The organism is Streptomyces anatolicus (genome assembly GCF_019400875.1).
In the GTDB taxonomy this organism is placed as follows: domain Bacteria; phylum Actinomycetota; class Actinomycetes; order Streptomycetales; family Streptomycetaceae; genus Streptomyces; species Streptomyces anatolicus.
Window position 1 is genome coordinate 1 of sequence record NZ_WMBF01000046.1, and the last position, 23,022, is coordinate 23,022.

Genomic DNA, 23,022 nt, shown 5'->3' on the forward strand with positions numbered 1-23,022 from the left:
GCCCCGCACTCCGTCCCCGTCACCACCCTCTGGTACGTGGACGGCGCCGACTACTTCGGCCGCGTCGCCATCCGCCACACCATCGCCACCCGCTTCCTGCGCGAGTACGGCGGCCACATCGGCTACGACGTGCGCCCCACCGCCCGCCGCCGAGGCCACGCCACCGAGATCCTGCGCGCCTGCCTGCCGTACGCGGCCGAACTGGGCCTGGAATCCGTCCTGGTGACCTGCGACACCGACAACACCGGCTCGCGCAAGGTCATCGAGGCGTCGGGCGGCGCCTTCGAGGACGAGCGGGGCGGAAAACTGCGGTACTGGATCCGAACCGGACTCCCAAGCGTCTAGGACGACATGGACCTGGAAAAACGACCTCCCCACGAGGCTGCCAAGCAGCCCCCGCCGGGGCAGGCCGACCGTCACACTCCGCAGGCCGAGGGCTGTCTCGCCGTCGCGATCCGGCTGCCCGTGCGGATCGTGGTGCTGGTGCTCGTGGTGCCGGTGCGCCTGGCGTGGGACGCGCTCGCCGTCTGCGGACGCTTCCTGTACTTCAGGGGTCTGCGGCCGGTCGGGCGCGGCATCGGCGCGGTCCTGACGTGGCTGTTCAAGGCGGTGTTCGTCTGGCCGTGGGTGGGTCTTTGGCGGTACGTGGTCGTGCCGGTGGGCATGGGGCTCGCGTGGCTGGGGCGCGTGCTGGTCGTGTGGCTGTACCGGGCGGTGCTGACCCCGGTCGGGCACGGGCTCGCCTGGCTGGCGCGGGGGATCGGCCGGGGCTTCGCGGCGCTGGCGCTCGGCATCGGCGCGGGCTGCGCGTGGCTGTGGCGCCACCTCGTCGCGATCCCGGCGGCGTGGCTGTACGCGTCCGTCCTCACCCCGATCGGACACGGCATCGCCTGGCTGGCGCGGGCGCTCGGCGCCGGGGCCGCGGCGGCCGGACGGGGCATCGGCGCGGTCCTGACGTGGCTGTTCAAGGCGGTCTTCGTCTGGCCGTGGGTGGGTCTTTGGCGGTACGTGGTCGTGCCGGTCGGCGCCGGGCTCGCGTGGCTGGGCCGTGTGCTGATCGTGGTGCCGTCCGTGTGGCTGTACCGAGCGGTGCTGACCCCGATCGGGCACGGCATCGCGTGGCTCGCGCGCGGGATCGGCGCGGGCATCTCCTGGCTGGCGCGCGGCACTTGGACCGTCGTATCGACCCTGTTCCGCTGGATCTTCGTCGCGCCCGTCGTCGCCGTCTGGCGCTGGCTGCTCGCGCCCATCGGGCGGGCCGTCGCCGTCGTCGCCCGCGAGATCGGCGACGCACTCGGGCACGCCTGGCGCGTCGCCGGGCACATCTCCCTCGTCATCGGCCGCTTCCTCGCCAAACTCCTTCGGTGGATCTTCGTGGAGCCGGTGCGGTGGGTCTACCGGACCGTTCTCACGCCCGTCGGACACCTGGTCCGCGACGCCGTGTGGCGCCCCGCCGCCAGGGCCGTCAGGGAGGTCCGCCGCGCCACCCGGCAGGCCCTCACCTCCGCACGCGAGAGCGTGCGACAGGCGCGGGCGGACGTGCGACGCATGCTGTTCGGGGCACCCAGCCGGCCGGCGCCGGTGCCGGTGCCGGTGGGGGCGACAGCGGGGGAGCCCGTGCCCGTACCAGTGGCCCGGGGGGAACTCGACACGCGCGGGGCACGTACTCTAGGTAGCAGTACGACCGCTCTCACGAAGGACTGAACGACACTGGGCAAGCGACAGCCCGAAGGCCCGCCGCCCGCACCCGCGGTGCAGCGCATCCGCCTGCGCTACACCAAGCGCGGCCGCCTCCGGTTCACCAGCCACCGTGACTTCCAGCGCGCCTTCGAGCGTGCGCTGCGCCGCGCCGATGTGCCCATGGCGTACTCGGCGGGGTTCACCCCGCACCCCAAGGTGTCGTACGCCAATGCCGCACCCACCGGCACGGGCAGTGAGGCCGAGTACCTGGAGATCGCGCTCACCGCGCCGCGCGACCCCGACCAGCTGCGCGAGCTGCTGAACGAGTCGCTGCCGGACGGTCTGGACATCACCGACGCCGTCGAGTCCCGCACCTCGGGCCTCGCCGACCGGCTGACCGCGTCCGTCTGGGAGCTGCGCCTCGACGGCGTGGAGCCCGCGCGGGCACAGCAGGCGGCGGAGCTGTTCCGCGCCGCCGAGAAGGTCGAGGTGCAGCGCCGCACGAAGAGCGGCATGCGCACCTTCGACGCGCGCGAGGCCGTCGTGAGCCTGGAAGCGGTCACCGATGGTGAGGCGGCCACGCGCGACACTGATAGGCCGAGCGACAAGCCCTGTGCGATACTGCGGCTGGTTGTTCGGCACGTGACACCTGCCGTACGACCTGACGACGTCCTGTCCGGTCTCCGAGCCGTGGCCGACCTGGCGCCGCCGGTCCCCGCAGCGGTGACCAGGCTGGCGCAGGGGCTTTTCGATGAAGAGACCGGCACGGTGACCGACCCGCTCGCGCCCGACCGCGAGGCAGTCACGGCCGCCCCACCCACGGCCGCCGTATCTGCCGCCGCGAAGGCGCCGGCGCCGGAAGGCCCCCGCTGAGGGACGTACGTCGAAGCGCAGCCCTTGTACTCGGGAGCCACCTGGGTCGGGCAGCGCACTGACCGAGACTTTCGCCAGGCCGTCCGCATTTGGGCGTACGGAACCGGCGAGACAAGACATAGAGAGCTCCCGTGCGGCGCCCACGCCCCCGGATGGCGGCCCCGCGCATCTAGCGCGAGCCGCGGACATCACGGACAAGGCGCGGCGCCCGGGAGCGTGACGGGAGAACCGCCCGCATGCTTGAGCCGACCGAACCCACTGAGGGCTCGCAGAACAACACCCCCAGCGACACTCTGCCGCCGCGCCGCAGGCGCCGCGCCGCGTCGCGTCCCGCGGGACCGCCCGCGGGCACCACGGAGGCCACGGCCCCGGCCATACCGGCCACCCCCGCCGCCGAGGAGATCACCGGGGACGTCGCTGCGGACGCCCCGGAGACCGAGGAGGCAGCTCCCGCGCCGCGTGCACGTCGCCGTGCGAGCCGTCGCGCTTCCGCCCCCGCCGGTGCGCCGCAGGCCGCCGAGGTGACGGAGGCCGCTGAGGCTCCCGCGCCCGCCGCTGAGCCTGAGGAGGCCGAGGAGGCTGCTCCGGCGCCGCGTGCTCGTCGTCGGGCGAGCCGTCGTGCGTCGGCCCCTGCTGGTGCGCCGCAGGGTGCTGAGGTGGCTGAGGCTGTGACGGCCGCCGCTGAGGTCGCCGTGCCCGCCGAGGCTCCCGCGCCTGCCGCTGAGGCTGAGGAGGCCGAGGAGGCTGCTCCGGCGCCGCGTGCTCGTCGTCGGGCGAGCCGTCGTGCGTCTGCGCCTGCTGGTGCGCCGCAGGGTGCTGAGGTGGCCGAGGCCGTGACGGCTGCCGCTGAGGTCGCCGTGCCCGCCGAGGCTCCCGCGCCTGCTGTTGAGGCTGAGGAGTCGGAGGAGGCTGCTCCGGCGCCGCGTGCTCGTCGTCGGGCGAGCCGTCGTGCGTCTGCGCCTGCTGGTGCGCCGCAGGGTGCTGAGGTGGCTGAGGCTGTGACGGCTGCCGCTGAGGTCGCTGTGCCTGCGGAGGCTTCCGCGCCTGCTGTTGAGGCTGAGGAGTCGGAGGAGGCTGCTCCGGCGCCGCGCGCTCGTCGCCGGGCGAGCCGTCGCGCTTCCGCCCCCGCCGGTGCCCCGCAGGTCGCCGAGCAGGCCGACAAGGCCGACAACGCCGACGAGCAGACCGAGGCCAAGGCGCCCGCGCGCTCCGCGCAGCCCGCGCCGGTCGAGGAAGCCGAGCCCGTGGAGGACGATGCCCCCCGTGGTCGTCGCCGCCGCGCCACCCGTAAGACCGCCGCCGTGGGATTCTCCGCGCCCGCCGGTCACAAGGCCCGCAAGGCACAGGCCGCCGACGCCTCCGGTGAGGGCAACGGCCGCAAGCCCGCGCGTCCCGCCGTCGCTGTCTTCCAGGCGCCGGTGTTCGCCGCGCCGATGTTCCAGACCCCGGAGAGCGCCGCGGCGGCGGCCGCCGCCGCGGCCGCCGAGGAGCCCGTCGTCGAGGAGTCCGCCGCCCCCGTGGTGGAGGAGGAGACGGCCCCGCGCCGTCGCCGCCGCCGTCGGGCCGCGGAGGAGCAGCCCGCCGCCGAGGAGCGGGAGCCCGTCAAGGCCGTCGAGCAGCAGCCCGCCGAAGAGGCCGACGACACCGAGGCCGAGCAGGCCGACACCGATGACGACGCGGAGGAGTCCGGCGAGCGCCAGGGCCGTCGGCGCCGTCGCGGTGGCCGCCGCCGTCGCCGCGGTGACCTGGCCGACCAGGACGGCGAGCAGCACGACGCCGGGGCCGAGTCCGACGACGACACCGCCGCCGAGCAGGCCGAGCAGGACGCCGAGGACACCGCGGAGCAGACCGCCGAGGACGCCGAGGACGCCGACGACAGCGCGGACGAGTCGGCCGCGGACAACGGCGGCTCCGGTTCGAGCAGCAGCCGTCGCCGTCGTCGCCGCCGCCGTCGCGCCGGTGACTCCCCCGAGGGCGAGCCGGGCGACAGCGACCCCGAGCGCACGGTCGTCAAGGTCCGCGAGCCGCGCGAGCGGCGTGCGAAGGACCCGGAGCGCGAGCTGGGCACCGGTGCCGACGAGGTCCAGTCCATCAAGGGCTCGACCCGTCTCGAGGCCAAGAAGCAGCGCCGCCGCGAGGGCCGCGAGCAGGGCCGCCGCCGCGTGCCGATCATCACCGAGGCGGAGTTCCTGGCGCGCCGCGAGGCCGTCGAGCGCGTGATGGTCGTACGCCAGAACGGCGAGCGCACCCAGATCGGCGTCCTTGAGGACAACGTGCTCGTCGAGCACTACGTCAACAAGGAGCAGGCCACCAGCTACGTCGGCAACGTCTACCTGGGCAAGGTCCAGAACGTGCTGCCGTCCATGGAGGCCGCGTTCATCGACATCGGCAAGGGCCGCAACGCGGTCCTGTACGCCGGTGAGGTCAACTTCGAAGCGCTCGGCATGGCCAACGGCCCGCGCCGCATCGAGTCGGCCCTCAAGTCCGGCCAGTCGGTCCTCGTGCAGGTCACGAAGGACCCGATCGGCCACAAGGGCGCCCGCCTCACCAGCCAGGTCTCGCTGCCCGGCCGCTATCTGGTCTACGTCCCCGAGGGGTCGATGACCGGCATCAGCCGCAAGCTGCCCGACACCGAGCGCGCGCGTCTGAAGACCATCCTCAAGAAGATCGTCCCCGAGGACGCGGGCGTCATCGTGCGCACCGCCGCCGAGGGCGCGAGCGAGGACGAGCTGCGCCGCGACGTCGAGCGTCTGCAGGGGCAGTGGGAGGAGATCCAGAAGAAGTCGAAGGCGGCCTCCACGAGCGCGCCCGGCCTGCTGTACGGCGAGCCGGACATGACCGTCCGCGTGGTCCGCGACATCTTCAACGAGGACTTCTCCAAGGTCATCGTCAGCGGCGACGACGCGTGGCAGACCATTCACGGATACGTCTCCCACGTCGCGCCCGACCTGGCCGACCGCCTCTCGCGGTGGACGTCCGAGGTCGACGTCTTCGCGACGTACCGGATCGACGAGCAGCTCGCGAAGGCCCTGGACCGCAAGGTCTGGCTGCCGAGCGGCGGCTCGCTGGTGATCGACAAGACCGAGGCGATGATCGTCGTCGACGTCAACACCGGCAAGTTCACCGGTCAGGGCGGCAACCTCGAAGAGACCGTGACGAGGAACAACCTCGAAGCGGCCGAGGAGATCGTGCGCCAGCTGCGCCTGCGCGACCTGGGCGGCATCGTCGTCATCGACTTCATCGACATGGTCCTGGAGTCCAACCGCGACCTGGTCCTGCGCCGCCTGCTCGAATGCCTCGGTCGGGACCGTACGAAGCACCAGGTCGCCGAGGTCACCTCGCTCGGCCTGGTCCAGATGACGCGCAAGCGTGTCGGCCAGGGGCTCCTTGAGTCCTTCTCCGAGACCTGCGTGCACTGCAACGGCCGTGGCGTCATCGTGCACATGGAGCAGCCGACCTCCGCCGGTGGCGGCGGCGGCAAGCGCAAGAAGCGCGGCCGGGCCGGCGCGGACCACGAGCACACCCACGAGCACGAGGCCGACGTCGTCGACGCCGAGGTGATCGAGACCGAGTCCGAGGACGAGGTCGCGGCGGAGGTCGCCGCTCCGGTGGCGCTGCCCGAGCCGGAGTTCGTGCCCGACGAGGAGCTGTACAGCAGCGCGGCCGAGGCCGAGGCAGCCGCTTCGCGCGGTGGCCGCTCCCGGCGCAGGGCGACGCGGCGGGCCTCGGCCCCCGCGGGTGCCCCGCGCGCGGAGGCCCTTCCTGACGAGGCCCCTGAGGCGCCGGAGGCTCCGAAGGCGGAGCCTTCGAGGCGGTCGGGCAAGCGGGCCAAGGCGGCCGAGAGGGCCGCCGAGAAGGCCGCGAAGGCCGAGGCGGAGGCCGCCGAGAAGGCTGAGGTCCCGGTCGTCGAGTCCGACGTCGCCCGCACCGCGGCCCCGGCCGCCGAGGACCCGATGGTCGGCACCCCGGAGGCCGTCGAGGCGGCTCACGAGGCGCACGAGGCCCATGAGGCGCAGGCCGAGGCTCCTGTGAAGGACGCTGAGGACGCCGCGCCGAAGGGACGTACGCGCCGCCGTGCCGTCCGCAAGGCGACGTCGCCCGCCGGTTCGCCGAAGACCGCGCAGAGCGCCGAGCCCGAGGCCGCCGAGGTCGTCGTGGCCGCGGCGCCCAAGGCCGAGCCCGCCGCGGAGCCGGTGGCCGAGCCCGTGGCCGAGGCGCCCGTCGCCGACGCCGCACCGGCCCGTCCGCGCCGCCGTGCGGTGCGCAAGGCCACCGCGCCGACCGCGTCCGAGGAGGCGGCCGTCGTGGTCGTCCCTTCGGCGGAGAAGGCGGCGCCGGTCAAGGCCGAGCCCGTCAAGGCCGAGCCGGAGCAGCCCGCGGCCGAGGCCGAGGCCCCCGCCGAGGAAGCGGCTCCGGCCAAGAAGACGGCGCGTAAGGCCGCCAAGAAGGCGCCTGCCAAGAAGGCGGCGGCGAAGAAGACCGTGGCCAAGAAGACGGCCGCGAAGAAGACGACGGCCAAGAAGGCGTCGAAGACGACGGCGAAGAAGGCCGCGGCGGCGGAGCAGACGCCGTCCGGCGTCTCGGCCGACGCCTCCAGCGAGGGCTGACCCCTTCGCGACCCGGTGCCCCCCTGTTCGGCCGTGCGGCCTGAGCAGGGGGGCACCGGCGTGTCCGGGAAACGGCACCACACTGCTCGAAAGCGTGAAGCGGCCACCTCGCCTTTGAGCACAAGAGCAACACCTGTAAAACTCATGCGGTCTGACGGTTGAACAGAGACGTGAGCGCGCGTGTGGGGAGACGGCGCGCCCGTGTCAGGGAGGGATGACAGATGGCGCACACGCGCCTGCGAGGCACGGGACGGCACCGTGCGGTGAAGCCGGTCAAGGGCGGACGCCAGGCCGTGGCGCTGGCCACGGTGCTGTCGGCGGCGGGGATCCACGCCGCGGGGTCGGTGGGTGCCGCCTCCGCGGACACGACGCCGACGCCCACCTGGACCGAGGGCCCGATCTTCAACGACCCGAAGGGCAACGTTGACCAGCAGCACGCGATCCGCACCCGGCTGATCGAACTGACGAACGCAGCGGTGCCGGGTTCGACGATCAAGGTCGCGGTCTACCACGTATGGGAGGGCCCGATCGTCGACGCGCTCGTCGCCGCCAAGAGGCGCGGGGTGCACGTCCAGGTCCTGCTCGACGAGACCAGCAAGAGCGACCGGCCCACCAACGCGTCGTACGCACGCCTCATGCAGGCGCTCGGCACGAGCAAGACCAGGCCGTCCTTCGTGACGCTCTGCCCGACCGGCAAGTCGTGCCTCGGCGACCCGCGGTACGGCAAGTCGATCATGCACAACAAGTTCTGGCTGTTCTCGGAGGTCAAGGGCGCCAGGGACGTCGTCGTGCAGACCACGTCGAACTCGACGCCCTCCGCCCACACCAAATTCTTCAACGACGCGCTGCTGCTCCCGAACAACCCCGCCATGTACGACGCGTACGCCGACTACTTCACGGACATGCTCGGCAAGCAGTGGCAGGGCTGGGACTACCGCACGGTCAGCAGCGGCCGCTACAAGGCGTACTTCTTCCCGCGCAACGGCACGGTCAACGAGACCGACACCATGTACTCGGTCATGAACAACATCCGGTGCACCTACCGGGACTCGGCGGGCGTGACGCAGCGCACCAAGGTCCGCGCCGCCATCTTCAAGATCACGCGTAAGCAGATCGCCGACAAGCTGGTCTCCCTGAAGAAGGCCGGCTGCGACGTCAGCATCCTGTACGCCGAGACGGACAGCGCCAAGAGCCAGGGCGGCACCCCCGGCACCTGGGAGCAGCTCCACACGCCCGGCGGCCCCTCCGTGCGCTGCTACAACGACGACAGGGACCCGCTGAACCCCGGCGCCAAGCTGATCACGCCCTACATCATCCACTCGAAGTACCTGCTCATCGACGGCATGTACGACGGGCAGCGGAACAAGGTCTCCTTCACCGGCTCGCAGAACTACACGGCGCCCGCGCTGCGCGAGAACGACGAGGCGATCGTCAAGGTCGACGACGACTCGGTGCACGACACCTACCGCTCGCACTTCCTCCGCACGGGGGCCGTGGCCTGGCCGGGCACCGCCGACAAGACGGACCTGTGCAAGGGCGTCAAGCCGCTGCCGCCGGACGGTGAGAAGCCGACCACGTGAGCGGGGGCCGGGGCCCGGTTTGACCCTTCAGGGCGGGCCCCGTAACCTTGACCGTCGGCGTGTTCCTATGCACGCCCGCCCCCTGTAAACCCTTTTCCTCCTGAACCGCGGGCACTGCTTCCGGGTCGGGAGAGGCCGCCTGCTTTCGCGGGTGGCTGGACTGCGGGGGTCCCGTTCCGAGCGAGAGAGAGATCCGCGTGTACGCCATCGTGCGCAGCGGTGGTCGCCAGCACAAGGTTGCTGTCGACGACATCGTTGAGGTTGACAAGATTCCCACGGCCAAGGTTGGCGACACGGTCGAGCTCTCGACCCTGCTCGTCGTCGACGGCGACTCCGTGACCAGCGACCCGTGGGTGCTGGCCGGTATCAAGGTCACCGCCGAGGTCGTGGACCACCACAAGGGTGCCAAGATCGACATCCTTCGGTACAAGAACAAGACCGGCTACCGCCGTCGCCAGGGTCACCGCCAGCAGTACACGGCGATCAAGGTCACCGGTATCCCCACGGCTGCGAAGTAAGGGACTGAGACAAGATGGCACACAAGAAGGGCGCATCGTCCACTCGGAACGGTCGCGACTCCAATGCTCAGCGGCTCGGCGTGAAGCGCTTCGGCGGTCAGGTCGTCAACGCCGGTGAGATCCTGGTCCGCCAGCGCGGCACCCACTTCCACCCGGGCTCCGGCGTCGGCCGTGGCAAGGACGACACGCTGTTCGCGCTCGACGCCGGTGCGGTGGAGTTCGGTACCCACCGTGGCCGCAAGGTCGTGAACATCGTTCCGGTCGCCTGATCGGTTCTTTTCGCGAGGCGGACCTCACTTCCCCGGCGGGGAAGCGGGTCCGCCTTTCGCGTGTTACGCAAGAGACATCCCTGCACGTTCGTTTCTGGAGGCACTGAACCATGACCACCTTCGTGGACCGCGTCGAGCTGCATGTCGCCGCGGGTAGCGGGGGCCACGGCTGTGCCTCCGTTCACCGTGAGAAGTTCAAGCCGCTCGGCGGCCCGGACGGCGGCAACGGCGGCCGTGGCGGTGACGTGATCCTGGTCGTCGACCAGGACGTCACCACCCTGCTCGACTACCACCACAGCCCGCACCGCAAGGCCACCAACGGCCAGCCCGGCGCCGGTGACAACCGCTCCGGCAAGGACGGCCAGGACCTGGTCCTTCCGGTCCCCGACGGCACGGTCGTCATGGACCGCGAGGGCAACGTCCTCGCCGACATGGTCGGCCAGGGCACCACCTTCATCGCGGGCCAGGGCGGCCGCGGCGGCCTCGGCAACGCGGCGCTCGCCTCCGCCCGGCGCAAGGCCCCCGGCTTCGCGCTGCTCGGTGTGCCCGGCGAGGAGCGGGATCTCGTCCTCGAGCTGAAGACCGTCGCCGACGTCGCCCTCGTGGGCTACCCGAGCGCGGGCAAGTCCTCGCTGATCTCCGTGCTGAGCGCGGCGAAGCCGAAGATCGCGGACTATCCGTTCACGACGCTCGTCCCGAACCTCGGCGTGGTCACGGCGGGCTCGACCGTCTACACCGTCGCCGATGTGCCCGGCCTCATCCCGGGCGCCAGCGAGGGCCGCGGCCTCGGCCTGGAGTTCCTGCGGCACGTCGAGCGGTGCAGCGTGCTCGTGCACGTACTCGACACGGCGACTCTGGAGTCCGACCGCGACCCCGTCTCCGACCTCGACGTCATCGAGAAGGAGCTGCGGCTGTACGGCGCGGGCCTGGAGAACCGTCCCCGCATCGTCGTTCTCAACAAGATCGACGTGCCCGACGGCCAGGACCTCGCCGAGATGGTCAGGCCCGACCTGGAGGCGCGCGGCTACCGCGTCTTCGAGGTGTCGGCCGTCGCGCACAAGGGCCTCAAGGAGTTGTCCTTCGGCCTTGCCGAGCTGGTCGCCGCCGCGCGTGCCGCGAAGCCGAAGGAGGAGGCGACCCGTATCGTCATCCGCCCCAAGGCCGTGGACGACAGCGGCTTCACCGTCACCCGCGAGGACGACGGCATCTACCGCGTGCGCGGCGAGAAGCCGGAGCGCTGGATCCGGCAGACCGACTTCAACAACGACGAGGCCGTCGGCTACCTCGCGGACCGTCTCAGCCGCCTCGGCGTCGAGGACCAGCTGATGAAGGCCGGTGCCCGCGCGGGCGACGGCGTCGCCATCGGTCCCGAGGAGAACGCGGTCGTCTTCGACTGGGAGCCGACGATGATGGCCGGCGCGGAGATGCTGGGCCGTCGTGGCGAGGACCACCGTCTCGAGGCGCCCCGGCCGGCCGCGCAGCGGCGCAAGGACCGTGAGGCGGAGCGGGATGAGGCGCAGCGGGCTTACGACGACTTCGAGCCGTTCTAGGCGGGGGCGCCCTGGGCGGCTCCGGGGTGCTGCCCTCTTAGGTGGCGCCCCGCGCCGGGGGCTGTGCCCACCCGTTCCGCCCTGCGGAACGATTGCCCACAGCAGGAAAAGGGGCCTCGGAGCTTTTGCTCCGGGGCCCCTTCCGCATGCTTCAGGGGGTTACGCGGTGACCGAGTCCTCCGCGCCGTTCGACTCCGACGGGTCCTGGGCCGTTTCCTCCGCTGCCTCTTCCGCTACGCGCTGGCCGGGGATCTCCGCGTCGATGCGGGAGGCCATGCGGGCGCGGCGGGCGTCGGCCTTGGCGCACAGGGCGAGCGCCGCGGCGTTGAAGCGGGCCAGGGAAGGCGGGTCCGAGGGGCCCAGGAGGTGTTCCTTCAGCTCGGCGCGGGCCTCCGCGTGGGAGTCCAGCTCCGGGGCGCGTACGGCCTTCAGAAGGGCCGCCACGCCGTCCGCCTCGGGGGTCAGGATCGTCGCCGCGGAGACCGTGGGGAAGCTCGCGCGGAACTCCGCCTCGGACATGCCGGCCGTGTTGGCGACGGCGTACGGCTTCTCGCTGCTCAGCCAGTCGGAGACGACCGAGGAGACATCGCTGATCAGCAGGTCCGCCTGGTTGAAGCAGGAGAAGATCGCCGGGCGCGGGCCCGTGACGATCTGGTGCTCCCACTCGGGGAACGACGCCCAGAACGCGGCCTCCCAGGCGGCCATCGCCTCGGCCACGGCGGCCTGCTGACCGCCGTCGGGGGAGCCCTGGAGCATCATCCGCTCCTGTTCGTCCGCGCTCTTGCGGAACTTCCGCGCGGTCAGCTCGTCCAGGGCCGCGGTGCGGCGCTCCAGCTCGGCCGCCGCCTCGGGGCCGGGGCGCGCGCCGGAGCGCTTGGCGTTGGCCGCGAGGATCATCGCCTTGATGCGTTCGTTGGCGGCGCCCGCGCGCGGGTCCTGCGAGCCGGTCATCGGGTGCGGCTTGTAGAGCAGGCGCACGCCCGGGTCGGCGAGCAGCTCGCGGACGATGTTCTCACCGGCGAGGACGACCGAGGTGTTGCCCGGGTTGCCGTCCCAGCCCTCCCAGGTGGGGGCGTACAGAACGGTCGTGTACGGGCCGGTGGGCGCGCCCGTGAACGGCAGGATGGGGGAGAGCTGGGGTCGGCCCACCTCCACGACGTCCTTGTCGTCGACGCCGATGTCCGCGAGCTGGTAGCGGTCGCGGGCCGCGGGACCGGCGACCCACACCTCGTCGTAGGCCTTCGCGTACGGGTTGCAGGAGGACAGCTTGTCGCTCTCGCCGTGGTTGATGAAGGCGTGCTTGATCGTCGGGATGCGCAGGACCTGCGAGGTCTTCGCCGCGTTCGCCGGGTGCAGCAGCATCTTCAGCGTCGACGTCTCCAGGGAGAACATCGTCGCCACCTTCGGGAAGCAGATGATCGGGACGTCCGTGGCGTCGATCTTCTGCACCATGAACCGCTCGCGCAGCACGATCAGCGGCCTGCCGTCGAGCTGGGAGAGCGTGGAGAGCCACATGTTCGCCTGGTACGCGGACGTGGTGCCGCCCGAGAAGTACATGCCGACGGTCGGCTTGTACTCGGCCAGCCACTGGTCGAGCCACTCCAGGACCCGCTCGTCGTTCTTCGCCCGCTTCTTGGGCAGCAGCCAGGTGGCGAGATAGAGGGTGCCGCCGCCGATCAGCGCCAGCGAGATGCCGAGACCGATGCCGCCCCAGTACGCGTCCGTGGTGGCCGCGGTGAGCAGCAGGCCGACCGTCGTGGGCACCGAGAACGTGAGCAGGCGGTGGGCCTGGCGGCGCGAGAGGATCCGCGGCGGGGCGGCGCTCAGGTGCAGCGCGGAGGCGTCGATGTTGCGCGTGACGATCGGCAGCGCGCGAGTGCGGCGTACGAGTATGGCGACGGCCTGGCAGCCGAAGTGCAGGGCGTAGAACGCGAGCAGGGCGGTCGTCAGCGGCGACTGCTCGGCCAGCGGCTCTATGCCGTCGATGCGCAGCAGACCCACCAGCATCAGCATGTCGCGCAGGAGCTGGCGGACCGTGACGTCGAAGCGGATCTTGCCAAGGAGCGAGAGGAGGCCCGGCTGCTTGTACTGCAGATAGATGTCGAGCGCGAGGTTCGCGGCGGCCGCGGCGATGAACACCGGGACGTAGGGAAGCAGCGCGCTCACGAGCTGAGTCGTGAAGAGCGCGAGCATCGCGAACAGCGCTGACAGCTGCACGATGCGTCGGGATGCGAGTCCGGCAGAGGGCACGGGCGTGGGCTCCTGGCGGGGAAGATTGAGGGAATGGGGGGAAGTCGACCACTGACCGTATGACGCGCGGTGGCTCCGTAGCAATCTTCCGTGACGTCAATCACCGGAAAAAGGGGCAAAGGAGACTGAACCCCGGGGGTGTTTTTCCCCTCGCGGAGCGTGGGCGGGCGCCGTGGGTGGACGCCCTGGGCCGCGGGTCCCGCTCCGCGAAACAGATGCGCGTGCGATCTGCATCCTCACGTAGATTGCAGATCCGGGACTTCGAGACTCCGGGACTCCGGGACTCCGGAAGTCCGGAACTCCGGTACATCGGGACAATGTGGGGAAGCGCGTGACAGCGGCAAGGCAGTCGGTGGCAGAGGCCCAGCGGGTCGTCGTCAAGGTCGGGTCCTCGTCCCTGACCACAGCGTCGGGGGGCCTGGACGCCGATCGCGTCGACGCCCTCGTGGACGCCCTGGCCAAGAGCCGCGTCATGCGTGCGGACCGAAGGTCCTCGGTTGAGGGCGGTGGCGGGAGACGGGTGGGCGGCGAGCGCGAGATCGTGCTCGTCTCCTCCGGCGCCATCGCCGCCGGTCTGGCCCCGCTGGGACTCGTACGGCGCCCCAAGGACCTGGCCCGCCAGCAGGCCGCCGCCAGCGTCGGCCAGGGCCTGCTCGTGGCCCGCTACACCGCTTCCTTCGCGCGCTACGGCGTACGCGTCGGCCAGGTGCTCCTGACCTCCGACGACATGGCCCGCCGCGCCCACCACCGCAACGCCTCCCGCACCCTGGACCAGCTGCTCGCGATGGGCGCGCTGCCCGTGGTCAACGAGAACGACACCGTGGCCACCGACGAGATCCGCTTCGGCGACAACGACCGGCTCGCCGCCCTCGTCGCCCACCTGGTCCACGCCGACCTGCTCGTCCTGCTCTCCGACGTCGACGGCCTCTACGACGGCGACCCCGCCAAGCCCGGCACCTCCAGGATCTCCGAGGTGACGGGCCCCGCCGACGTGGCGCACGTCGAGATCGGCAGCGCGGGCAAGGCGGGCGTCGGCACCGGCGGCATGGTCACCAAGGTCGAGGCCGCGCGGATCGCCGCCGCCGCCGGGATCCCGGTCGTCCTGACCTCCGCGAGCCAGGCCGGTGACGCCCTCGCGGGCCGCGCCACGGGCACGTACTTCCACCGCACGGGCCGCCGCTCCGCCGACCGGCTCCTGTGGCTCCAGCACGCCTCCGAGCCGCGGGGCGCGCTCACCCTCGACGACGGGGCGGTGCGCGCGGTCGTCGAGGGCCGCAAATCGCTGCTGCCCGCGGGGATCGCCGCGGTCGAGGGCGACTTCACCGCGGGCGACCCGGTCGAGCTGCGGGACGCGCGGGGGCGGGCCGTCGCGCGCGGCCTGGTGAACTTCGACGCCAAGGAGCTGCCGCAGCTCCTCGGCCGCTCCACCCGGGATCTCGCGCGCGAACTCGGACCCGCGTACGAGCGTGAGGTCGTGCACCGCGACGACCTCGTGCCGCTGCACGGATAGGCGCTCCGAACACCACCTGCCCCGGCCGAAAACCGTCGCGGGCGGCCCCGGCCGGGCGGCCCGCGCGAGGTGAAACTCCCCAAAAGCGCCCCGCGGACCCCCTTGGCCTGCTCAACTTTGTTGAAGACAGTTCCGCACGACCGTTGCGTATCCGCACCGACATTGCGTAAAGGAGGCCGTCGTGAGACGAGTACGCCCGGGGGCGGCGTCCCGCGGCTCGGCGGAGCGGGCGCTGACGAGCGTGGCCGCGGGCGAGGCCTACGAGAGCGAGGCGCACGCCGGGCACGAGGGACCGGCGCGCGAGGCCGGTGAGGGCGGTGCGGTGGAGGCGCCCCGGCTGTGGCACGTCACGCTGAGCGTCTCGGGCGCCGAGGCCCCCTTGAACGAGGTCAGGCGGGGCCTCGAACAGCTCGCCCACGACCATCCCTTTCTGCTCACCAGCCGGTATGCGCCGGACCACGCCGAGATCCGCTACTGGGAAGAGGCCCGCGATCTGCACGACGCCGCCGCGGTCGCGCTGCGGCTCTGGGGCGAGCACCGGCAGAGTGCGCGGCTGCCGCCGTGGGAGATCGTGGGGCTTGAGGTGATCGACCGCGACACGTATCACCAGCGGATCGCGGAGGGGTACGGGCCGCTTCCGGCCACGCCGGTCGGCGTGCATCCGTTCTGAGCCGCCTGAGTCACGGGGCGCGGATCCGTGGGTGGCCCGGGGGCCGGCACCTGTTTTGAGTCGTCGTCCCACGGGCGCCCTCCCGCGGTGCCGGGTCTCGGGTCCTGGGTCCCGGGTCTCGGGGACTGGAACAGCGGGTGGCCGCCCCGCGCGCGGGGATTACCCTGCGGGCATGACGTCGCTCTCTCCCGTCTCGCCCTACGACAACCTCTCGCCGGTCGCCCAGGCCGCCTACCGCGCCCGCGGTGCCGCCGCCACGCTCGCGCCGCTGCCACGCGCCGCCAAGGACGACGCGCTCCTCGCGATCGCCGACGCCCTCGAGGTGCGGACCGCCGAGATCGTCGAGGCCAACGCCAAGGACACCGCGCGCGCTCGCGAAGCCGGGACCAGCGAGTCGATCGTGGACCGGCTCACCCTCACCCCCGAGCGGGTCCGCGCCATCGCCGCCGACGTGCGCGACGTGGCCGCCCTGCCCGACCCGGTCGGCGAGGTCGTCCGCGGCTCCACGCTCCCCAACGGCATCGACCTGCGCCAGGTCCGCGTCCCCCTCGGCGTGGTCGGCATCATCTACGAGGCCCGCCCGAACGTCACCGTGGACGCGGCCGCCCTCTGCCTGAAGTCCGGCAACGCCGTCCTGCTGCGGGGCTCGTCATCGGCGTACGAGTCGAACACCGCGCTCGTGCGCGTCCTGCGCGACGCGGTGCACGGCGCCGGTCTGCCCGCGGACGCCGTCCAGCTCGTCCCGGGCGAGAGCCGCGACTCCGTACGCGAGCTGATGCGCGCCCGGGGCCTCGTGGACGTGCTCATCCCGCGCGGCGGCGCCTCGCTGATCAAGACCGTGGTCGAGGAGTCCATCGTCCCGGTGATCGAGACCGGCACCGGCAACTGCCACGTCTACGTCGACGCCGCCGCCGATCTCGACATGGCCGTCGACATCCTGATCAACTCCAAGGCGCAGCGCCCGAGCGTCTGCAACGCCGCCGAGACGCTCCTCGTCCACAAGGACATCGCCGACGCCTTCCTGCCGCGCGCCCTCGACGCCCTCGCCGAGGCAGGCGTCATCGTGCACGCCGACGAGCGCGTGCTCACGTACGCCGACGGCTCGAAGGCCACCGTCATGCCCGCGACCACCGAGGACTGGGAGACCGAGTACCTCTCGTACGACATCGCGGCCGGTGTCGTCGACACCCTGGAGCAGGCCGTCGAGCACATCCGGCTGTGGACCTCCGGGCACACCGAGGCCATCGTCACCACCTCGCAGCAGGCCGCGCGCCGCTTCACCCAGCTCGTCGACTCCACGACGGTCGCCGTCAACGCCTCGACGCGCTTCACCGACGGCGGGCAGTTCGGCTTCGGCGCCGAGATCGGCATCTCCACGCAGAAGCTCCACGCGCGGGGCCCGATGGGCCTGCCCGAGCTGACCTCGACCAAGTACATCGTCACGGGCGACGGCCATGTCCGTTGAGCCCGCGCCGAGTTGCCGGTACCCCGGCCGATGTATCGGCTGATATCCCGGCCGAATTCCCCTTCCGTCTGCCCAAATCGCCCCTCCCAGGTCTAGGCTGGGAGGGTGCCGGAGGACGTGGGGGGCACGCCGTCGTTCCCTGACGGCTGGGAGCCCGACGACGACCGCGACCGCGGGGGTGCGGACGAAGAGTTCGCCTCCGTGGTCTTCGACGAGGACTTCGTACGGGCCGCCGAGATACACGAACCGACCGCGGTGGAGCGGCTGTTGGCCGCCGCCCAGGCGCGCGCGGAGGCCTCCGAGGCCGAGGCCCGCCGGGCCCGCACCCACGGCTCGGGCCATGACGCGGGGGACGACGACTTCTACGACGACGGCTTCCCAGACGACGGCGATTTCGGCCACGACGACTTCGACGAGGCGTACGAACACGACGACACCCACGGGGGCTACGGCCGCCCCGGCCGCCACCCCGGCTCCGCCCGCTGGCACCGTCCCGTCGCCTGGCTGCTCGCCCTCGTGATGGGCGTCGGCATGGTCGCCCTCGCCTTCACCGCCGTCTATCGGGGCGCCTCATCGAGCCGCCAGGACCGCGTGCCCGCGCCCGCCTCCACCGAAGTGGGGCAGAGCGTCGAGGAAGCCAACAAAGCCGATAACGCCGATAACGCCGATAATGCCGATAAAGAGGTCTCCTCCGGCCCCTCGGCATCCGCCGAATTCGGCCAATCACCCGTCCCCGCGGCGCCGCGCACGCCGTGAGGCGCCGTCAGAACTTGTCGCGTACCACGGCGTTTACCCGACCTCCCGGAGACCTACCCTGAAAGTATGGGCGGGCCAGGAGACCCACCCGCGGGGACACCCGAGGGCGCTCCCAGCGGTGGCGACGACGAGTACCGATCCGTTGTCTTCGACGAGTCGTTCGTGCGTGCTGCGCGCCTCCAGGAGTTCTCCGCGCAGGAGCGCATGGGCGACCACGCGCGCGCCGTGCGCCGCCGCCCCGCCCTCCACCGCGGCCTGTCCCGGCAGGCCCTGCTCCTGGTCGTACTGATCGCCCTGGCCTTCGGCACGGCGATCTACATGGGCATACGACACCCCTACCAGAACCCCTCGGCCAAGCGCCCCGAGCCGCTGCGGATGACGGTGATACCCCTCGCCCCGCAGGGCCGCGTGCCCGGCGCCGCGCGGGTCGCCGACCTCTACGCGCACAGCCCCGCCGCGCAGTTCCGGGTGGGCGCCGCCGGCATCAACCTCCCCGCCGCGCGCCGCACCCGGCACTTCTCGGACAGCCAGGTGACGTCCGCCCTGACCACCGCCAAGGACTACCTGGTCGAGTCCTCGCTCGACCCGGACACGCTCACCGGCGGCTCGACGCGCTCCGTGCGGCTGCTGCTCGATCCGGAGCAACTCGCCCAGTTCGACCGGAGCTTCGCGCGCCCGGCCGCCGACGGGTGGCACGCGCCCACCGGCTGGCTGGTGCGGTTCGACCCGACGACGACCACGCTCGCCGACCGCCGCGTCCGGGTCGAGGGCACGCTGCGGGTCGTCGAGGTGGACAAGAACACGCTGGAGGTGACCTCGGACCATACGTTCGCGTACGCGCTGAGGCGCGCCGGCAAGGGGGAGGCGCGGGCGTCGCTGTTCACCGTCCGCCGCGAGCTGCACTTCCGCTTCGACCGCGACGACCTGCGGATGCACCGGGCCGAGCTGCTCGCCTCCGGCACGCGCGCCGGGCCGCTCACCTGCGCGGCCGACTCCGCGAACCATCTGCGGCCGCTGCTCGCCGGGCAGCGGGCGAAGGCGGGCGGCCCGCCCGGCACCGATCCGTACGCCACAGGGGGCGCGACGGCGCTGTGCGGGTCGCTGGCGGCCGCCGCCCAGCCTTCGCTCTGACGGCTGGGCCGGTGGCGTCCGGCATGGTGACGGCGTGGGTTACCTGCCGTCCGAAGGGCGGTCGCTGTCCTGCCCGCCCTGTCCGCTCTGCCCGCCCTGCCCCGTGAACTTTCCGCGCAGCTTGCCGCCCAGGTCGCCCGCGCCACCCGCGATGTCGCTGACCAGCTTCATCAGCGGGTCCTTGCTGTTGCGTACGTCGTCGGCGTACGCGGAGGCGGACTGCCGGAAGGAGTCGGAGACCGAGGCGTCCTTGTCCTCCTCGCGGCGCGGATAGTGGCCGTCCATGATCCGCTGGAAGTCGCGGGACTCGGCCCACTTCTTCAGCTCGGCGGCGCGCACGGTGGCGAAGGGGTGCGTACGCGGCAGCATGTTCAGGATCTTCAGGACCGAGTCGCGCAGGTCGCCCCCGGCCTCGTACTCCTCGGCCTGTTCCAGGAACGCGTCCACGTTCATCTCGTGCAGGTGGTTGCCGCCCGCGAGCTTCATCAGGCCCCGCATGGAGGCCTTGATGTCCTGGCCGACCAGGAGTCCCGCGCGGTCCGCGGACAGCTCGGACTTGCGGAACCACTCCCGCAGCGCCGTCACGATCGCCATGATCGCGACATTGCCCAGCGGGATCCACGCGACCTTCAGCGCGAGGTTGGTGAGGAAGAGCAGGATCGTGCGGTAGACGGAGTGGCCGGAGAGGGCGTGGCCCACCTCGTGGCCGATGACCGCCCGCATCTCCTCCTCGTCGAGCAGTTCGACCAAGGCCGTGGTCACGACGATGATCGGCTCGTCGAGGCCGATGCACATCGCGTTCGGATTCGGGTCCTGGTTGACGTACATCGGCGGGACCTTCTCCAGGTCCAGGATGTAACAGGCGTCCCGCAGCATGGTGTTGAGGTGCGCGAACTGCGCGTCCGAGACCCGCACGGAGTCGGAGAGGAACAGCAGTCGCAGGCTCCGCTCGGGCAGCAGACCGCTGAGCGCCTTGAAGACCGTGTCGAATCCGCTGAGCCTGCGCAGGGCCACCAGGGCCGAGCGGTCCGCCGGATGCTCGTAGGCACGTGACGAGATGCCGGGGAAACGCCTGCGGTGCCGGCCGGGCACGCGCTCGTGGCCCTCGCCGTCGCCGCCGTGGTGATTGCCGTCGGTCATGCCGATTCCCCCATGTGTCGTCCCCTTGTGCCCCCGAGGTGGGGTCCAGCCTAGGCGGAGATACCGTGACAGGGCAGCACACAGAAGGAGTCTTCCGTCATGGAGCACAACCCTGGGGCCGTCTGGCTCACGGAGGCGGCCAAGGCCGCGCAGCAGCAGGGGCCGGGCAATCTGCTGCGGATCGTGCTGATCGTCATGGTCGTCGGGTGTGTCCTGGTGGGGTGGTTCCTGCTGCGCGGGTACCGCCGGGGCGAGGACGAGGGCCGGCAGGGCGGCGATGAGGCCGGGCGGGGTCCTGATGAGGCCGGGCGGGGCGGCGACGAGGGCCACCGGGGCGGCGACGAGGGCCGTTAGAGCTGAGTCGACGTGAGCCGGAGCCGGGCCCCCGCATACGATGGCCCGGAAGTCCTTGTGTCCATCCCACCCCCGGATAGGTCTTGCCTGAGATGAGCCTCCACAGCACCGCCGCCCAGCTGGTCACTCTCGCCTCCGAGGGCGGCGAGCACGGCGGCGACCACGAAAGCCTCAGCCCCCTCTTCACCGGGGGTGGCGCCTTCGTCGCCCTCATGCTGCTCCTGTGGATCACCACCCGCTTCAACCGCGACCGCTAGGACCGGAGCAGGGCCCCTCGCCCGGGCCGGTAGGGTCTGCACGCATGGGAGAGCAGGACATGCCTACCGGTCCGGAGACTGGTCCGGACATCGGTCCGGTGAGCAACGGCAAGCGCCGCCTCGGCGTCATGGGCGGAACGTTTGACCCGATCCACCACGGACACCTCGTGGCGGCCAGCGAGGTCGCCGCGCAATTCCACCTCGACGAGGTGGTGTTCGTACCGACCGGACAGCCGTGGCAGAAGAGCGACAAGCAGGTGTCCCCGGCCGAGGACCGCTATCTGATGACGGTCATCGCGACCGCCGAGAACCCGCAGTTCTCGGTGAGCCGCATCGACATCGACCGCGGCGGAGCGACCTACACCACGGACACGCTGCGGGATCTGCGTGCCCTCAACCCCGACACGGACCTCTTCTTCATCACGGGCGCCGACGCGCTCGGCCAGATCCTCACCTGGCGGGACACGGAAGAGCTGTTCTCCCTCGCGCACTTCATCGGGGTCACCCGGCCCGGCCACACCCTGGCCGACCCCGGACTCCCCAAGGGCGGCGTCTCCTTGGTGGAGGTCCCGGCCCTTGCCATTTCGTCCACGGACTGCCGCGCGCGGGTCGCCAAGGGCGATCCTGTCTGGTATCTGGTGCCGGACGGTGTGGTGCGTTATATCGACAAGCGCGAGCTGTACCGCGGCGAATGAGCCGAGAGGGGCACCGGTGAACGACCGACAGTACGACCCTTATGCGGGCAGCGATCCGTATGCGGGCGAGTACGTAGGTGAGTACGCGGCCGACCAGTACCAGGTCGTCGGGTACGACGAGTACGGGCAGCCGGTGTATCAGCAGGTGTCGGTCTCCCAGCAGCCGCAGGTGCCGCATCAGGCGCAGGCGCCTCAGCAGGCTCAAATGCCCCAGACGCAGGTGCCGCAGCAGTCCCAGGGGTACGGGTACGACCCGTATGCGGGTGGGCAGCAGCAGGGTTATGGCGCGGGTGCCTATGACCCGTACGGCGGTACGCAGGCCGCTCCCGCCGCCCCCTCCTATGAGGAGGCCTGGGTCCCTCAGCAGCAGCAAGCCGAGCCGCAGCTACCGCAGACCGCGCGGGCCGAGCCCGAGCCGCAGCTCGACTACAAGACCGAGCAGTTCTCCTTCATCGAGGAGCCCGACGAGGACTCCGAAGACGTCATCGACTGGCTGAAGTTCACCGAGAGCCGCACCGAGCGGCGCGAGGAGGCCAAGCGGCGCGGGCGCTCCCGCGTCGTCGCGCTCGCCGTGGTACTCACCCTGGTGATCGCGGGCGGCGTCGGCTACCTCTGGTCCGCGGGCAAGCTGCCCGGCCAGTCGGACGGCGAGGGCACCGCCGCCGGCGCGGCGGGACCGCAGAAGCGGGACGTCATCGTCGTCCATCTGCACAACACCAAGGGCGGCGGCACCTCCACCGCGCTCCTGGTCGACAACACCACCACCGAGCAGGGCGCCACCGTCCTGCTGCCCAACTCCCTCGCCGTCTCCGACGACAACGGCAGCCCGACGACGCTCGGCAAGTCCGTCGACGACGACGGCTCGACAGGCACCCGGGAGTCGATCGACACCGTCCTCGGCACCGAGGTCGAGGGCACCTGGCGGCTGGACACCCCGTACCTGAACAACCTCGTCGAACTCGTCGGCAACATCGACATCGACACCGACGCCGACGTGCCCGACCCGAAGGCGAAGAAGGGCGAGGCTCCCCTGGTGCGCAAGGGCGAGCAGCAGACCCTGAGCGGCGAGATGGCCGTCGCCTACGCCACCTACCGCGCGCCCGGCGAGAGCGCGAGCGCCCAGCTCGACCGCTTCGGCCAGGTCATGCAGGGCGTACTGCGCAAGCTCTCCTCGGACCCGCAGGCGGCCACGACCACCGTGGAGTCGCTTGCCCAGATCCTCGACCCCTCGCTGAAGGAGAAGGACCTCGGCGCCTTCCTCGCCAGGCTCGCCGAGCGCGCGAAGGGCGGCGACTACCGGACGACGCTGCTGCCGGTGCGGGCGGACGGCACGCTGACCGAGAAGGCCGGCGACAGCGTGGTCAAGGACGTCCTCGGCGGCACCGTGAAGAGCCCGGAGGAGGGCGCGGCCGTGCGGGTCGGCGTCGAGAACGCCTCCGGGGTCAAGGGCGCGGCGCAGAAGGCCCGGGTCTCCCTGGTCAACGGCGGCTACACCTTCGTCGACAGCGGCGCGGGCTCCGCCGCCCGCCCCACCTCACAGGTCACCTACGCCGACGCGGCCAAGAAGACGCAGGCCACAGAGGTCGCCAAGACCCTCGGCCTGCCGACGAGCGCGGTCCGCAAGGGCAAGACCGCGCCAAACGCCGACGTGTCCGTGGTCCTCGGCCAGGACTACGAGGCCGGGTGAGACAGAAGGCGGGGCAGGAGACGGGACAGG

General features: G+C 71.7%; 19 protein-coding genes. 17 read left to right on the forward strand and 2 right to left on the reverse strand.

The genetic code is table 11. The features are described from left to right. From GKQ77_RS07440 to obgE, 8 genes are all read left to right on the forward strand, one after another. Window positions 1–345 (forward strand): GNAT family N-acetyltransferase (locus tag GKQ77_RS07440; RefSeq protein WP_219687918.1); only part of this gene is annotated, 345 nt, incomplete at its 5' end. Between the two features lie 6 nt (window positions 346–351). Next, the gene (locus tag GKQ77_RS07445; RefSeq protein WP_219687919.1) at window positions 352–1,704 is read left to right on the forward strand and encodes a hypothetical protein; all 1,353 of its coding nucleotides are present in this window, start codon (window positions 352–354) and stop codon (window positions 1,702–1,704) included. Window positions 1,705–1,752: 48 nt separating this feature from the next. Continuing rightward, entirely contained in the window at window positions 1,753–2,553 is an 801-nt protein-coding gene (locus GKQ77_RS07450; RefSeq protein WP_219687920.1) for a TIGR03936 family radical SAM-associated protein, read from the forward strand. Window positions 2,554–2,789: 236 nt separating this feature from the next. Beyond that, entirely contained in the window at window positions 2,790–7,160 is a 4,371-nt protein-coding gene (locus tag GKQ77_RS07455; protein WP_219687921.1) for an Rne/Rng family ribonuclease, read from the forward strand. Window positions 7,161–7,381: 221 nt separating this feature from the next. Further along, complete coding sequence (locus GKQ77_RS07460; protein ID WP_219687922.1) at window positions 7,382–8,740, forward strand: phospholipase D-like domain-containing protein; 1,359 nt, start codon at window positions 7,382–7,384, stop codon at window positions 8,738–8,740. A gap of 197 nt (window positions 8,741–8,937) precedes the next feature. Next, complete coding sequence (gene rplU / locus GKQ77_RS07465; protein WP_028813461.1) at window positions 8,938–9,258, forward strand: 50S ribosomal protein L21; 321 nt, start codon at window positions 8,938–8,940, stop codon at window positions 9,256–9,258. A gap of 14 nt (window positions 9,259–9,272) precedes the next feature. Then, complete coding sequence (rpmA, locus tag GKQ77_RS07470; RefSeq protein WP_010986870.1) at window positions 9,273–9,527, forward strand: 50S ribosomal protein L27; 255 nt, start codon at window positions 9,273–9,275, stop codon at window positions 9,525–9,527. Between the two features lie 110 nt (window positions 9,528–9,637). Beyond that, window positions 9,638–11,077, forward strand: a complete 1,440-nt coding sequence (gene obgE / locus GKQ77_RS07475; protein WP_219687923.1) for a GTPase ObgE — start codon at window positions 9,638–9,640, stop codon at window positions 11,075–11,077. Between the two features lie 159 nt (window positions 11,078–11,236). Here the strand turns inward: obgE and GKQ77_RS07480 are convergent, their stop codons facing one another. Next, a complete protein-coding gene (locus tag GKQ77_RS07480; RefSeq protein WP_219687924.1) occupies window positions 11,237–13,327 on the reverse strand; it encodes a ZIP family transporter in 2,091 nt (696 codons plus the stop codon). 331 nt (window positions 13,328–13,658) lie between these two features. Here GKQ77_RS07480 and proB point away from each other — a divergent pair, with 331 nt between their 5' ends. The 5 genes from proB (at window position 13,659) to GKQ77_RS07505 (ending at window position 18,859) form a co-directional block, all read left to right on the forward strand. Continuing rightward, on the forward strand, window positions 13,659–14,837 hold the full coding sequence (gene proB, locus GKQ77_RS07485; protein WP_219687925.1) for a glutamate 5-kinase: 1,179 nt from the start codon (window positions 13,659–13,661) through the stop codon (window positions 14,835–14,837). Window positions 14,838–15,018: 181 nt separating this feature from the next. Beyond that, the gene (locus tag GKQ77_RS07490; RefSeq protein WP_219687926.1) at window positions 15,019–15,507 is read left to right on the forward strand and encodes a DUF8830 family protein; all 489 of its coding nucleotides are present in this window, start codon (window positions 15,019–15,021) and stop codon (window positions 15,505–15,507) included. A 172-nt stretch (window positions 15,508–15,679) separates the two neighbouring features. After that, window positions 15,680–16,972, forward strand: coding sequence for a glutamate-5-semialdehyde dehydrogenase (locus tag GKQ77_RS07495; protein ID WP_219687927.1), 1,293 nt, complete (start codon window positions 15,680–15,682; stop codon window positions 16,970–16,972). 105 nt (window positions 16,973–17,077) lie between these two features. After that, a complete protein-coding gene (locus tag GKQ77_RS07500) occupies window positions 17,078–17,728 on the forward strand; it encodes an SCO2584 family spore wall biosynthesis protein (protein ID WP_219687928.1) in 651 nt (216 codons plus the stop codon). Between the two features lie 66 nt (window positions 17,729–17,794). After that, on the forward strand, window positions 17,795–18,859 hold the full coding sequence (locus GKQ77_RS07505) for an SCO2583 family membrane protein (protein ID WP_219687929.1): 1,065 nt from the start codon (window positions 17,795–17,797) through the stop codon (window positions 18,857–18,859). A 39-nt stretch (window positions 18,860–18,898) separates the two neighbouring features. Here GKQ77_RS07505 and GKQ77_RS07510 read toward each other — a convergent pair whose 3' ends face one another. Further along, window positions 18,899–19,999 (reverse strand): M48 family metallopeptidase, encoded by a 1,101-nt coding sequence (locus GKQ77_RS07510; RefSeq protein WP_219687930.1) that lies wholly within the window; start codon window positions 19,997–19,999, stop codon window positions 18,899–18,901. Window positions 20,000–20,098: 99 nt separating this feature from the next. Between GKQ77_RS07510 and GKQ77_RS07515 the strand changes: the two genes are divergently transcribed. The 4 genes from GKQ77_RS07515 (at window position 20,099) to GKQ77_RS07530 (ending at window position 22,992) form a co-directional block, all read left to right on the forward strand. After that, window positions 20,099–20,353, forward strand: coding sequence for a hypothetical protein (locus GKQ77_RS07515; RefSeq protein WP_219687933.1), 255 nt, complete (start codon window positions 20,099–20,101; stop codon window positions 20,351–20,353). A gap of 92 nt (window positions 20,354–20,445) precedes the next feature. Further along, entirely contained in the window at window positions 20,446–20,610 is a 165-nt protein-coding gene (locus GKQ77_RS07520) for a hypothetical protein (RefSeq protein ID WP_164551736.1), read from the forward strand. A gap of 44 nt (window positions 20,611–20,654) precedes the next feature. Continuing rightward, window positions 20,655–21,305 carry a nicotinate-nucleotide adenylyltransferase gene (nadD, locus tag GKQ77_RS07525; RefSeq protein WP_219687931.1) on the forward strand — a complete coding sequence of 217 codons (651 nt, stop codon included), beginning with the start codon at window positions 20,655–20,657 and terminating at the stop codon, window positions 21,303–21,305. Window positions 21,306–21,321: 16 nt separating this feature from the next. After that, on the forward strand, window positions 21,322–22,992 hold the full coding sequence (locus GKQ77_RS07530; RefSeq protein ID WP_219687932.1) for an LCP family protein: 1,671 nt from the start codon (window positions 21,322–21,324) through the stop codon (window positions 22,990–22,992). Window positions 22,993–23,022: the final 30 nt, after the last annotated feature.